The sequence below is a fragment of the Micromonospora sp. NPDC005707 genome (assembly GCF_040631005.1).
Classification (GTDB): Bacteria; Actinomycetota; Actinomycetes; order Mycobacteriales; family Micromonosporaceae; genus Micromonospora.
This window is the reverse complement of sequence record NZ_JBEXYR010000016.1, coordinates 37,211-49,325: the sequence shown is the minus strand read 5'-3', so window position 1 is coordinate 49,325 and position 12,115 is coordinate 37,211. Positions and strand designations below refer to the sequence as shown.

The 12,115-nt window shown below is 75.6% G+C and carries 13 protein-coding genes; 8 read left to right on the top strand and 5 right to left on the bottom strand.

Features of this window, described 5'->3' with window-relative positions; all coding sequences use genetic code 11:
* Positions 1 to 62: 62 nt before the first annotated feature.
* Both ABZ452_RS26600 and ABZ452_RS26595 read left to right on the top strand, forming a co-directional pair.
* Positions 63 to 758 carry a response regulator transcription factor gene (locus ABZ452_RS26600; protein ID WP_357948527.1) on the top strand — a complete coding sequence of 232 codons (696 nt, stop codon included), beginning with the start codon at positions 63 to 65 and terminating at the stop codon, positions 756 to 758.
* Positions 751 to 1,773 (top strand): ATP-binding protein, encoded by a 1,023-nt coding sequence (locus tag ABZ452_RS26595; protein ID WP_357948276.1) that lies wholly within the window; start codon positions 751 to 753, stop codon positions 1,771 to 1,773. The genes ABZ452_RS26600 and ABZ452_RS26595 overlap by 8 nt, the downstream gene beginning before the upstream one ends.
* A gap of 33 nt (positions 1,774 to 1,806) precedes the next feature.
* On the opposite strand, the gene ABZ452_RS26590 is transcribed toward ABZ452_RS26595, so the two are convergent.
* The 3 genes from ABZ452_RS26590 to ABZ452_RS26580 form a co-directional block, all read right to left on the bottom strand.
* Positions 1,807 to 2,412, bottom strand: a complete 606-nt coding sequence (locus tag ABZ452_RS26590) for a class I SAM-dependent methyltransferase (protein ID WP_357948524.1) — start codon at positions 2,410 to 2,412, stop codon at positions 1,807 to 1,809.
* A 62-nt stretch (positions 2,413 to 2,474) separates the two neighbouring features.
* Positions 2,475 to 3,161, bottom strand: a complete 687-nt coding sequence (locus tag ABZ452_RS26585) for a DUF2064 domain-containing protein (RefSeq protein WP_357948274.1) — start codon at positions 3,159 to 3,161, stop codon at positions 2,475 to 2,477.
* Positions 3,158 to 3,832, bottom strand: a complete 675-nt coding sequence (locus tag ABZ452_RS26580; RefSeq protein WP_357948271.1) for a glycosyltransferase family 2 protein — start codon at positions 3,830 to 3,832, stop codon at positions 3,158 to 3,160. The genes ABZ452_RS26585 and ABZ452_RS26580 overlap by 4 nt, the downstream gene beginning before the upstream one ends.
* Positions 3,833 to 3,976: 144 nt before the next feature.
* Here ABZ452_RS26580 and ABZ452_RS26575 point away from each other — a divergent pair, with 144 nt between their 5' ends.
* A complete protein-coding gene (locus tag ABZ452_RS26575; RefSeq protein ID WP_357948268.1) occupies positions 3,977 to 5,377 on the top strand; it encodes a hypothetical protein in 1,401 nt (466 codons plus the stop codon).
* An 89-nt stretch (positions 5,378 to 5,466) separates the two neighbouring features.
* Here the strand turns inward: ABZ452_RS26575 and ABZ452_RS26570 are convergent, their stop codons facing one another.
* The gene (locus ABZ452_RS26570; protein WP_357948265.1) at positions 5,467 to 6,528 is read right to left on the bottom strand and encodes an NAD-dependent epimerase/dehydratase family protein; all 1,062 of its coding nucleotides are present in this window, start codon (positions 6,526 to 6,528) and stop codon (positions 5,467 to 5,469) included.
* Between the two features lie 169 nt (positions 6,529 to 6,697).
* Between ABZ452_RS26570 and ABZ452_RS26565 the strand changes: the two genes are divergently transcribed.
* Positions 6,698 to 8,014: a molybdopterin-dependent oxidoreductase gene (locus tag ABZ452_RS26565; RefSeq protein ID WP_357948263.1), complete on the top strand. Its 1,317-nt coding sequence runs from the start codon at positions 6,698 to 6,700 to the stop codon at positions 8,012 to 8,014.
* On the top strand, positions 8,007 to 8,456 hold the full coding sequence (locus ABZ452_RS26560; protein WP_357948261.1) for a hypothetical protein: 450 nt from the start codon (positions 8,007 to 8,009) through the stop codon (positions 8,454 to 8,456). Before ABZ452_RS26565 ends, ABZ452_RS26560 begins: the two co-directional genes overlap by 8 nt.
* Before the next feature lie 28 nt (positions 8,457 to 8,484).
* On the opposite strand, the gene ABZ452_RS26555 is transcribed toward ABZ452_RS26560, so the two are convergent.
* Entirely contained in the window at positions 8,485 to 9,156 is a 672-nt protein-coding gene (locus ABZ452_RS26555) for a maleylpyruvate isomerase N-terminal domain-containing protein (RefSeq protein ID WP_357948258.1), read from the bottom strand.
* 155 nt (positions 9,157 to 9,311) lie between these two features.
* On the opposite strand from ABZ452_RS26555, the gene ABZ452_RS26550 reads away from it, so the two are divergent.
* The 3 genes from ABZ452_RS26550 (at position 9,312) to ABZ452_RS26540 (ending at position 12,001) form a co-directional block, all read left to right on the top strand.
* Entirely contained in the window at positions 9,312 to 10,127 is an 816-nt protein-coding gene (locus ABZ452_RS26550; RefSeq protein ID WP_357948256.1) for a DedA family protein, read from the top strand.
* Positions 10,128 to 10,193: 66 nt separating this feature from the next.
* Positions 10,194 to 11,366 (top strand): histidine kinase, encoded by a 1,173-nt coding sequence (locus tag ABZ452_RS26545; protein WP_357948253.1) that lies wholly within the window; start codon positions 10,194 to 10,196, stop codon positions 11,364 to 11,366.
* Positions 11,357 to 12,001, top strand: a complete 645-nt coding sequence (locus ABZ452_RS26540; protein ID WP_355058893.1) for a response regulator transcription factor — start codon at positions 11,357 to 11,359, stop codon at positions 11,999 to 12,001. The genes ABZ452_RS26545 and ABZ452_RS26540 overlap by 10 nt, the downstream gene beginning before the upstream one ends.
* Positions 12,002 to 12,115: the final 114 nt, after the last annotated feature.

Sequence of the window (12,115 nt, the reverse complement as noted above, 5' to 3'; positions counted from 1 at the left end):
TCGCCCGTCGTCGCCCGTCCGGTGCGCGGTTACCCTGACACACGCGGAGGGGAGGCGTGCCGGTGCCGCATCGGGTGCTGGTCGTTGACGACGACCGGACGATCAGCGACGTGGTGTGCCGCTACCTCGAGCACGCCGGCTACCAGGTGGACCACGTCGGGGACGGGGCCGCCGCCCTCGCCGCGGTCGCCGCCGCGCCGCCGCACCTGGTGGTGCTCGACGTGATGCTGCCGGTGCTGAGCGGCCTCGAGGTGTGCCGGCGGCTGCGGCAGCGGCCCGATCCCGTGCCGATCGTGATGCTCACCGCCCGCGGTGACGAGGCCGATCGGATCCTGGGCCTGCAACTGGGCGCGGACGACTATGTGAGTAAGCCCTTCTCGCCGCGTGAGCTGGTGCTGCGGGTGGCCTCGGTGCTGCGCCGGGCCGGCGGTGGAGCTCCGGCCTCGGCGGCCGAGGTGCTCGCCGACGGCGGTCTGGTCGTGCAGACCGGTCCCCGGGTGGCCCGGCTGCACGGCCGGCAGTTGGCGCTCACGCTGCGCGAGTTCGACCTGCTGGCGCACCTCATGCGCCACCCGGCACGGGCGCTGGGGCGGGCGGAGCTGCTGGAGCAGGTGTGGGGCTGGCATTTCGGCGACCAGTCCACCGTCACCGTCCATGTGCGCCGGCTGAGGGAGAAGATCGAAGCAGACCCCGCCGATCCACGGCGGATCGTCACGGTCTGGGGCGTCGGCTACCGGTACGAGCCGGTCGATGGGTGACGTCGCCCTGATCTTCGGCGTGGCGCTCGGTGCGGCCGGTGGCGTCGCGCTGGTGGGCGCCGGCGCGCTACGGCTGCTGCGCGTCCGGTCGATCACGTCCCACATCGCGGTTCTGCTGGCGATGACCGTCGCCGCGGTCGCGGCGGGCGTGTCGGTGGTCGCCGAGGCGATGTTCCTCTCTCCGCACGACCTGGAGGTCGTTCTCATCACGGTCTGCGCGGCCGCGGCGGTCTCCCTCGCGGTCGGCTGGCTGTTCGGACGGCGGCTCGCCGCCGCGGCGGTCTGGGCCGACCAGGCCCGCGACCGGGAACGGCGGATCGAGAAGGGACGCCGGGATCTGATCGCCTGGGTGTCGCACGACCTGCGCACGCCGTTGGCCGGGCTGCGGGCGATGGCCGAGGCGCTGGAGGACCGGGTGGTCGCCGACGGGACCACGGTCGGTGAGTACCACCGCCGGATACGGGTGGAGGCCGACCGGATGACCCGGCTGGTCGACGACCTGTTCGAGCTGTCGCGGATCGACGCCGGGGCACTGCGGCTGTCGCTGTCGGCGGTGCCTCTGGGCGAGGTGGTCTCCGACGCCCTGGCCGGGGCCGCGCCGCTGGCGGAAGCCCGCCGGATCCGGCTGGTCGCCGCCGACTCGGGCTGGCCGGTGGTCACCGCGAGCGAGCCTGAGCTGGCTCGGGTGGTTCGCAACCTGCTGCTCAACGCGATTCGTTACAACCCCGAGGATGGCACCGTCCGGGTGGACGCCGGGCGCAGCGGCGCCGACGCCTGGTTGGCCGTCGCCGACACCTGCGGCGGGATCCCGGAGGCGGACCTGCCACGTCTGTTCGACGTGGCCTTTCGCGGCGAGCCGGCCCGTACCCGGTCGGGCGACGGCGGCGCGGAGAGCTCGGGCGGGTTGGGGCTGGCGATCGTGCACGGCCTCGTCAAGGCGCACGGCGGCCGCGTGGAGGTTCACAACGTGACCGGCGGTTGCCGGTTCGTCGTCCGGCTGCCCGTCGCGGCCTGAGCTGCTCGCCGCCGGGGCGGACGCGGCGGGACCCTACGAGGTGGTGAGCTCGGCGAACCAGCGGTGGCCGGCAGGAAACACCTCGCGGACGGCGAGCCCGGCCGCGGCGGCGGGAGCGTGCACCGCCAGCGCGTCCAGCCGCGCCCAGCGGAAGCTTGGTCCCCGGTAGCGGCCGGACACCACGTGCACCTGCCCCTGCCAGGTCCCGGCCCCGGGCGGCTCGACCTCGACCAGCACCGTGCCGGCCGGGCGCAGCAGCCGCCGGCACCGGCGCAGCAGCTTCCCGGGATTCCCGCCGATGCCGATGTTGCCGTCCAGCAGCACCACGTGCTGCCACCTGCCTTCGGCCGGCAACGGCGCGAACAGGTCGGCCCGGACGGCGACGGCGCCGCGGGCTCGGGTCAGCGCGACCGCCCGGGCCGAGACGTCGACGCCGATCGTGGTCACTCCGGCGCGGGTGAGCGCCAGGGCGACCCGGCCCGGGCCGCAGCCCAGGTCCAGCGTCGGGCCGGCGCAGCGGGCCACCACCGCGGCCGCCGCCGGCTCGGCCGGCCCGTGCCACCGCTCCACCGGCAGCCGCCGGCGGGTCCCGTCGGCGTGCACCAGCCAGTGCGCGTCGACGTCACGGTGGCGCAGCACGGCGCCGAAGCCGTTGCTGTCCGGGTCGAGCGGGCCGCCGGCCGGCCGCGCGGCGAGATCGGTCACTGCCGGCCCCCGGCAACCGGGGTGCGCCGGAGCGCGGCGATCTCCCGGGCGAAACGGCCCGCCGGGACCAGGTCGGCAACCGCGAGCGCGTCGGTCCAGTCGTCCACGTCGCGCAGCACCGGCAGCGTCCCGACCCGCAGGCCGCGGCCGGCCAGCACGGCCCGGGTGAGCCGCCCGGTGTCGGGGGTGGACATCGGCACCTCGCGCAGCGCCGCCGCCTGCCGGGGGTCGCGCAGGCCCAGCGCCCACCAGCCGCCGTCCGCGGCAGGGCCGAGCACCGCGTCGGTCCGGGGCGCCACCAGCCGGCGTACGGCGGCGGCCAGCCGTGCCGCGGTGAGCTGCGGGGTGTCCATGCCGATCTGGAGCACCGGCCGCCCCGGGTACGCGGCGGCCACGTCGGCGTACGCGTGGGCGAGCCGGTGGGCGAGGTCGTCGCCCCGCTGGGGCAGCACCGGCCAGCCGGCAACCGCGGCGGCGAGGTCCGGCCCGTCCTCGGCGTCGGCGAACCGGCCGGCCAGCGCCAGCACCGGGACGACGCCCGGGGTGGCGGCGACGGCGTCGAGGGTGTCGCGCAGCGCGGCGGCGGCGATCCGGGCCGCCTGCGCGGGCTCGGCGGGCGGGCAGAGCCGCGTCTTGACCGCCCCGGGCACAGGCGCCTTGGCCACCACCAGCAGGACGGTCACCGCCGGCCGTCCACGCTGCGCAGCACCGTCAGGAAGTCGCGGGTGGCGCGGACGGTGCCGCGGACCGAGCCGGAGACCTTGGAGCGGGTGCCGGCGGCGCGCGGCGCGTAGCGGACGTCGCGCTCGTGGATGCGCCAGCCGGCGGCGGCGGCCCGGATCATCAGCTCCAGTGGGTAGCCGAAGCCACGGTCGGCGACCCCGAGGGCGAGCAGGGCCTCCCGCCGGGCCACCCGGATGGGGCTGAGGTCCCGCAGCGGCACCCCGCGCTGTCGCAGGAGCGCGGCGACCAGCGCTGTGCCGGCGCGGGCGTGCCACGGCCAGACCCCGGCGGACACCGGCCGGCGCCGGCCCACCGCGAGGTCGGCGGTGCCGGCCGCCACCGGGGCGACCAGGGCGGGAAGCTCGCCCGGGTCGAACGAGCCGTCGGCGTCGAGGACGCAGACCAGATCGCTCTCGGCGTGTTCCAGGCCGGTGTGCACGGCCGCGCCGTAGCCGCGGCGGGCTTCGCGGACCACCCGGGCGCCGTGCCGGGCGGCCACCTCGGGCGAGCCGTCCCGGGACCCGTTGTCCACCACGATGGCCCGGTAGCCGGGCGGCAGGGCGGTCAGCACGCCGGGCAGGGCGGCGGCCTCGTCCAGGCACGGCAGCACCACGTCGATCTGTGTCCGCATGCCACCGACGCTAGGCCCGCAGGCACCTCCGATGGCCCCGATCGTGCTTATGGAACCCTTACCGAGCAGGCAATTCTTACCGTCCGGTGACGGCTGGCGGTTCGACCGTGACGGCTCCCGGGCAGGCAGTATCGTCCGGTCGTCATGAGACCCGAAGCCGCCGTCCGCCGGCCCCCCGTCACGGCCCGGGCCATCCCGAGGGACCGGGGCGACCTGCTCGTGCTGGCCGTCGAGGCCGTGCTGCTCGGCGCCGCCGTCGCGGTGGGGCTCGTGCTCAACCGGCGCGGCGTGAGGCTGCACGCGGACGCCGCACCGCTCTACGCGACCTGGCGGCCCCACCTCGGGTGGGGCACGCCGCTGGCGGTGCTGGTCGCCGTGGTCGTGCTCGGGCCGGGCCTGCGCTGGGCGCGGACCGCCCGGTGGGGTCCGCTGCTGGCGGCCGGCTGGCTGGCCGCGGTGGCCTGGACGCTGTCGCTGGCGCTGATCGACGGCTGGTCGGCCGGGCTGGCCCGGCGGCTCACCGCGCAGGCCGAGTACCTGCACGAGGTGCCCGGCGTCGCCGACATCCCCCGGATGCTGGCCGGCTTCACCGACCGGATCCTGGACTTCCAGCCCGACTCCTGGTCCACCCACACGGCGGGGCACCCGCCGGGCGCGCTGCTGGTCTTCGTCTGGCTGGACCGGATCGGCCTGGGCGGCGGCGCCGCGGCCGCGCTCTGCTGCGTGCTGGTCGGCGCCACCGTCGCGGTCTCGGTGCCGGTCACCCTGCGCGCGCTGGGCGCCGCCGAGGCGGCCCGCGCGGTGCTGCCGTTCCTGGTGCTGCTGCCCGGCGCGGTCTGGCTGGGCGCCTCCGGCGACGCCGTCTTCACCGGCGTGGTCGCCGCCGGACTGGCGCTGCTGGCGGCGCGCGGGCCACTCGCGGCGCTGGCCGGCGGGCTCCTGCTCGGCTTCGCGCTGCACCTGTCCTACGGGTTCGTGCTGGTGGGAGCGCTGGCGCTGGCCGTGCTGGCGCTGCGCCGCGACCGCCGCCGGGCCGCGCTGCTCGCCGCGACGGCCGGCGTCGCGGCCGTCACGGCGCTGTTCGTGCTGGCCGGTTTCCGCTGGTGGGAGGGGTACGACCGGGTGGTCGAGCGCTACTACCAGGGCTGGGCGACCGACCGCCCGTACGCCTACTGGGTCTGGGCGAACCTGGCAGCTCTGCTGCTCTCCGCAGGGCCGGCACTCGGGCCGGCGCTGCGCCGCGCGGTGCTGGCGGCCCGCGTGCACCTGAGCGGGGCGGGAGCCCCGGGTGGCGGCGGGGGGCCGGTCGCGCGGGTGATCGCGCTCGGGCCGACCGTCCTGCTACCGGCCGCCGCCGCACTCGCGGTTGCCGCCGCCGACCTGTCCGGGATGAGCAAGGCCGAGGTGGAGCGGATCTGGCTGCCGTTCGCGGTCTGGTTGCTGGTCGCCGTGGCACACCTGCCCGCGCCGGCCCGCCGCTGGTGGTTGGCCGCCCAGGCGCTCACCGCCCTCGCCGTCAACCACCTGCTCTTCACGGTCTCCTAGGCGCACGCCGGTGGCGAGCCGTGGTCGACGCCCGACCGGGTGATCATGCTGAACCGGACGGATCGCGCCGCCGACCCCTGCTCGATGGGTCAGCCGACCAGGGCGGCGGGTTCGCGCAGCGGGTCGGTGGCGAAGGCGGTCACGCCGTCGACGAAGCTGACCCGGGCGGTGTAGGCGAGCAGGTCGCGGGCCCGGGTCGGGTCGGCCACGACGTGCCGGACGTCGGCGGCCCGCGCGCCGCCGAGCACCTCGGGCTCGGGCCCGCCCATGGCCCGGGCCAGCGCGGTCGCCAGGTCGCCGACGGTGTGTGGCTCGCCGGAGCAGACGTTCACCGGGACCAGGCCGTCGGGCGTGGGCGCGGTGAGCGCCAGCAGGTTGGCCCGGGCCACGTCGGTGACGTGCACGAAGTCGCGCCGCTGCCGGCCGTCCTCGTACACTCTGGGCGGCCGGCCGGCGGCCAGCGCCGAGCGGAACAGCGACGCGACCCCCGCGTAGGGGGTGTCGCGGGGCATCCGGGGGCCGTAGACGTTGTGGTAGCGCAGCGCCCACACCCCTCCCCCGGTCTGCCGGGCCCAGGCCGCCGCGTAGTGCTCCTGCGCGAGCTTGCTGGCCGCGTACGTGCTGCGCGGCTCCAGCGGGGCGTCCTCGGGCACCAGGGCCGGGTCGAGGCCGGCCCCGCAGGCCGGGCAGGTCGGGTCGTACCGGCCGGCGGCGAGGTCGGCGGGCCGGCGCGGGGCGGGCCGGACCACGCCGTGCCGTGCGCAGGTGTAACGCCCCTCGCCGTAGACCACCATCGAGCTGGCCAGCACCAGCCGGGACACCCCGGCCCGGTGCATGGCGGCGAGCAGCACCGCCGTGCCGTGATCGTTGTGTGCGGCGTAGTCGGGGGCGTCGGACGGGTCGACCCCGTGCCCCACCATGGCCGCCTGGTGACAGACCGCGTCCACCCCGGACAGCAGCCGGTCCAGCAGTGCGGCGTCACCGACGTCGCCGACGACCAGGTCGTGCGGCCGGGACCACTCCGGCGGCGCGCCGCCGTGCGCCTGGGGCAGCAGCGCGTCCAGGCAGACCGGCTGGTGGCCCTCGGCGGCCAGCAGGTCGGCGATCTGCGATCCGATGAAGCCGGCCGCGCCGGTGACCAGTACCCGCATGCGGCCAGGCTAGGGCACCGCGGGGTCGGGCCTGGCCGGTTCCGGGTGGACGTCAGCGGTCCGTAAGGGATGAGCGTAAGCGTTCGGTAATGCGGCAAACCGGACCGGCCGGCGGGTGCCGCGTCTAGCGTCTGGCTGGGAACGGAAGCCCCGCCGGAGAGGAGGAGACGTGTCCGCTGGTCCAGGTCCGCACGACCCGCCGTCCGCCGTCCCGGCGGGACTGTGGCGCGGGCTGGCCCGGCACCGGCCGCCCGGGGTCGACGCCCTCGATCGGGCCTGGCGCAGCCCGGTCCGCGGGCCCTGGCTCACCTCGGTGCTCGGCGCCGTGCTGCTGGCCGCCCTGCCCCTGGTGATCGTCACCGGGCTGCTCGACTGGATCGCCTACGGGCCCCGCCTCGACCAGGCGTTCCCCCGCGACGTGGGCTGGCTGCACCCGCCGGTGTTCGACTGGCCCACCCGGCCCGCCTGGCTGTTCCGCGTCACCCAGGGGCTGCACGTGACCCTCGGGATCGTGCTGGTGCCGGTGGTGCTGGGCAAGCTCTGGTCGGTGGTGCCGAAACTCTTCGACTGGCCGCCGGCCCGCTCGGCCGCCCAGGTGCTGGAGCGGCTGTCGCTGCTGCTGCTGGTCGGCGGCATCCTCTTCCAGATGGTCACCGGCCTGCTGAACATCCAGTACGCGTACCTGTTCGGCTTCGACTTCTACACGGCGCACTGGTACGGCGCCTGGATCTTCACGGCCGCGTTGGTCACCCACGTGGCGATCAAGCTGCCCCGGATGGTCACCGCGCTGCGGGGACCGGGGTTCGCCCGTACCCCGCTGGGGCGGACCCGGCCGGAGCCGGCGGATCCGGACGGCCTCGTGGCCCGGCGGCCCGGGCCGGCGACCATGAGCCGGCGCGGTGTGCTCGCCCTGGTGGGCGGCGGGTCGCTGCTGCTGGCGGCGCTGACCGTCGGGCAGAGCGTCGACGCGCTGCGGCGTACCGCGCTGCTCCTGCCACGCGGCCGCAAATTCGACGGCGGGCCGACCGGCTTCCCGGTCAACCGCAGCGTGGTCGCGGCCGGCGTGACCCCCGAGCAGACCGGGCCACGGTGGCGGCTCACGCTGCGCGCGGGGAACCGCACGGCTGCGCTGGACCGGCCCCGGCTGCTCGGCATGGCGCAGCACACGGCGACCCTGCCGATCGCCTGCGTGGAGGGCTGGTCGACCTCGCAGACCTGGACCGGCGTCCGGCTGCGTGACCTCGCCGGGCTGGTCGGGGCGGCCGATCCGGCGACCGCGCGGGTGCGGTCGCTGGAACCGGCCGGCCTGTTCCGCGAGGCCGTCCTGCACGGCGGCCAGGTGACCGACCCGGACGCGCTGCTCGCCCTGCGGGTCAACGGCGTCGACCTCAGCCCCGACCACGGCTTCCCGGCGCGGATCATCGTGCCCGCGTTGCCCGGGGTGCACTGCACCAAATGGGTGGCGGAGATCGTGTTCGATGGCTGAATTCCGGCGCGCCTACGGCGCCGCGCCCTGGCACCCGCTGCTCGTGGCCGGCTGCTTCGCGGTCACCGGGTGGATCGCGCTGCGGCTGGCCGGTGAGGCGTCGGCCGGCCGGATGCTGCTGTGGTTCCTCGGCGCGGTGATCGCCCACGACCTGGTCCTCTTCCCGGTGTACGCGTCACTCGACCGGGTGGCGCGCCGCGCCCTGGACCGGGGCGGCAGCCCGTCGCCGCTGAACCACGTCCGGGTCCCGGCGCTCGGCGCCGGCCTCCTGTTCCTGGTCTACCTGCCCGGGATCCTCGGACTCGGCGACGGCACCTACGCCTCGGCGACCGGCCTGGCGCCCCGGGTCATGCTCGGCCGGTGGCTGGTGGTCAGCGGCGTGCTCTTCGCCGTCAGCGCGCTGATCTACGCGGCACGCCGGTTCGGCCGCCGCAGGCCGTGAGGCCGGGCCGATGGCCGAGCCGGGCCGGTCAGCCGCCGAAGGAGAGCCAGCGCCACCCGGTCCCGTCCAGCACCGCCCGCTCCGCGCCGGTCAGCGGCTCCCGGCCGGTGGCCTTGCGCACCAGGGTGAGCGCGTCCCAGCCGAGCCCGTCGGGGGCGGGCCGGCCATGGGCCAGCAGGTCGGCCACCACGGCCGCCGCGGTCGGGGTCAGCCACGGCCGCCGGTCCAGCGCGTCGGCCAGGTCCAGGCCGTGCACCGCGACCTCCACCACCCGGGTACGCAGGAACTCCGTCAGCGCCATCGCGTCGCCGTGCCTGGTGCGGACCAGCCGCCCCGGCGGCTCGGCGGCCACCGCCGCGTCGGCGGCCCGCCAGGCCCGCGCGAAGCCCTCCGCCACCTCGGGTACGCCGGGCAGCTCCCGGGCCTCCCGCCGGGCGCCGTCGATCCGGTCCCGGTCGACCTCGGGCGCGAACTTGGCCGCCCCGAAGTAGCCGGCGGCATCCACCTCGGCGCGCTCGGGGGCCGGCGCGGCGAGCATGCCGACCAGCCGCCCGGCGCCGGTGCGCACGTGCGCCAGCAGGTCCCGGACCGCCCAGGGCGGGCAGGGCGTGGGCCGGTCCAGGTCCGCCGCGTCGAGACCGTGCAGCACCCCTTCCAGCCGCGCGCACTCGTCGCGGAACCCCGCCCGTACCGTGTCCATCCGCCAGACCTGCCTTCCCGCTCCTGGTGCAGCGGGTCAGACTATTCGCTCCCCGCCCGGTGCGGTTTTCCACACCCCGGCGAGCTGGGGTCGACCCTCCGGAGTCGGCGGTCGACCTCATGGTCCGGGCCGCCGTGAGTTCCTAGCGTGTGGGCATGATCTTTTTGTGGAACGCGGTGACCCACGCCGGCTCGTGGGCCCAGAATGCTGATCCGCCGTCGGGCGGCCTGATCGGGTTGGTGACCGGCCTGGTGGAGCGACTCGGCGCGCCCGGAGCCGGCCTGGCGGTCGCGTTGGAGAACCTGTTCCCACCGATCCCCAGTGAGGTCATCCTGCCGCTGGCGGGCTTCGCCGCCGGTCAGGGCCGGATGAACCTGTTCGCCGCGATCGCCTGGACCACGATCGGCTCGGTGGTGGGCGCGGTGGCGCTGTACGCCGTCGGCGTGGCCCTCGGACGGGACCGGGTTCGCGCGATCGCGGCGCGGCTGCCGCTGATCAAGTTGAGTGACCTCGACAGGACGGAGGCGTGGTTCGCCCGGCACGGGGTGAAGACCGTCTTCTTCGGGCGGATGATCCCGATCTTCCGGAGCCTGATCTCGATCCCGGCCGGTGTGGAGCGGATGCCGTTCGGCACGTTTCTGCTCTACACCACGCTGGGCAGCCTGGTCTGGAACACCGTGTTCGTGATGGCCGGTTATGTGCTCGGGGAGAACTGGCGTGCCGTCGAGCCGTACGTGGGGACGTTCCAGAACGTGGTCATCGCGGTCTGCGCGCTCGCCGTGGGGTTCTTCGTGGTGTCGCGCCTGATCGGGCAGCGACGGAGGCGTTCGGCCGTCGACGGCGAGCAGGCACCGGGCCCGCGTGTCGGATCACACGGGGACCGCGGGCCGGATCGTGCGGCCCCCGCCGTGCGCGGCACCCTGTACGGCACCCCCCGCCGGTCTGAGGCGGGTCGTCACGGCCTCCGCTGACCGGTGGCGAGAGGGTCGGTGGGCGGCCGGGGTCCGGGACGGCACGAGCTGGGGAGGGACGGCGTGGTGGCAGAGCGCGTGCGGCACGGTCGGACGTGGGTCGGCGCGGTGGCCCGCTGGGGCCGGCCACTGGCGGGCGTGGCGCTCGGCGTCCCGACCGCCGCGGCCGAGGTGCTGTTCCTCCTCCTCGCCGGGCTCGCCGTGGTCACGGTCGCACCGGTCCCGGCGGCCCGGCGCCGCGTGGGCGCCGCCACCCTCCGGTACGCCCGGCGAATGGCCGACTGGGAGCGGTGCCGCCTCGCGGTCGTCGCCTTGGAACCACCCCCGCCACCGCTCCGGGCGGGCGGACCGCACGTAGTCGGCTTTCTCGCCGCCCGTCTCCTGCCGGCGGCGCTCGGCCTGCTCACCGGCGGCCTGCTCGTGGTCGGTGCCGTACTCGCCGCCATCGTGGTGCGCTCCTTCGTCGCGGGCGCCATGACCGTGGCCGACCTCCTCCTCCAGGCGTTCATCGGGTCCGCCCTGCTGCTGCTGAACCTCCAGGCGACGGCGAGCGTGGCGACGCTGGACCGGTGGTTGGCGCGCGGGCTGCTCGAATCCAGCAGCCGCGAGGCGCTGCAACTGCGGATCAGCGAACTGACCGTCAGCCGGGCCGGCGTGCTGGCCGCGGTCGACGCCGAACGCCAGCGCATCGAACGCGACCTCCACGACGGGCTGCAGCAGCACCTCGTCGCACTCGGCATGCTGCTCGGGCGCGCGCGCCGCAGCCGCGACCCCGACCGGGCGCGCGAGCTCCTCGTGCAGGCTCACGAGGACACCCAACGCGCCATCGACGAGCTGCGGGACGTGGCCTGGCGGGTCTATCCCTCGGCACTCGAGCACACCACCCTGGACGAGGTGCTGGGCATGGTGGCGCAACGGTCATCGATCCCCGTCCGGATCAGCTACGACGTGCCCGTCCGGCCGGCCCGACCGATCGAGACCGTGCTCTACTTCGTCGCCTGCGAAGCGATCACCAACAGCACCAAACACGCGGGAGCTACCCTGATCACCATCGAGATCGAGACGCGGGACGCGGGAATCGAGATGCGGGTGCGCGACGACGGCATCGGGGGCGCCGACCCGCACGGCAGCGGCCTTCAGGGGCTCGCCCGCCGGGTCACCGCACTGGACGGACAGTTCGACCTGCACAGCCCACCCGGCGGCCCGACGACGATCCGGGTTCAGGTGCCATGCGCGTAGTGCTCGCCGAGGACTCCACGCTGCTCCGCGAGGGGCTGGCCCGCCTCCTCGCCGACGAGGGGCACCAGGTGGTCGCCGCCACCGCCGACGCCGAGCAGCTCGTCGCCGCCGTTGAGCAGCACCGACCGGACGTCGTCGTCACCGACGTCCGCATGCCGCCCACCAACACCGACGACGGGCTCCGGGCGGCGCTGGAGATCCGGCGCCGCTGGCCGGACACCGCCGTGCTGGTCCTCTCCCAGTACGTCGAGCGGCGCTACGCTGCGAAGCTCCTCGCCGACCGGTCCGAAGGCGTCGGCTACGTCCTGAAGGACCGCGTCGCCCAGGTCGAGGACTTCCTCGACGCGCTCGACCGCGTCGCCGCCGGCTCCACCGCGCTCGACCCCGAGGTCGTCCGGCAGCTCATGTCCTCGACCAGCCACACCGACCCGCTCGGCCGCCTCACCCCACGGGAACGCGACGTGCTGCACCACATGGCTCAGGGGCACACCAACGCCGCCATCGCCGAGCGGCTGCACGTCTCCCAGAGCGCGATCGAGAAGCACGTCAACACCATCTTCGACAAGCTCGACCTGACCCACGTCACCGGCTACAGCCGCCGGATCCTCGCGATCCTGCGCTACCTCGGCTCATAGCCGAGGACGAACGCGTCGAGATCGCCTGGCAACGCCGTTCGTCCTCCAGTTCCGGTAACCGATCCCGAAGACCGGTTCCCGCTTCGGCCTGCGCACCTCCTCCCACCGTCGTTT

Coding starts and splice junctions, on each gene's coding strand:
- ABZ452_RS26595 (WP_357948276.1), top strand. CDS start 751: ATGGGTGACGTCGCCCTGATCTTCGGCGTGGCGCTCGGTGCGGCCGGT.
- ABZ452_RS26580 (WP_357948271.1), bottom strand. CDS start 3,832: ATGCGGACACAGATCGACGTGGTGCTGCCGTGCCTGGACGAGGCCGCC.
- ABZ452_RS26550 (WP_357948256.1), top strand. CDS start 9,312: ATGATCTTTTTGTGGAACGCGGTGACCCACGCCGGCTCGTGGGCCCAG.
- ABZ452_RS26555 (WP_357948258.1), bottom strand. CDS start 9,156: ATGGACACGGTACGGGCGGGGTTCCGCGACGAGTGCGCGCGGCTGGAA.
- ABZ452_RS26570 (WP_357948265.1), bottom strand. CDS start 6,528: ATGCGGGTACTGGTCACCGGCGCGGCCGGCTTCATCGGATCGCAGATC.
- ABZ452_RS26540 (WP_355058893.1), top strand. CDS start 11,357: ATGCGCGTAGTGCTCGCCGAGGACTCCACGCTGCTCCGCGAGGGGCTG.
- ABZ452_RS26560 (WP_357948261.1), top strand. CDS start 8,007: ATGGCTGAATTCCGGCGCGCCTACGGCGCCGCGCCCTGGCACCCGCTG.
- ABZ452_RS26575 (WP_357948268.1), top strand. CDS start 3,977: ATGAGACCCGAAGCCGCCGTCCGCCGGCCCCCCGTCACGGCCCGGGCC.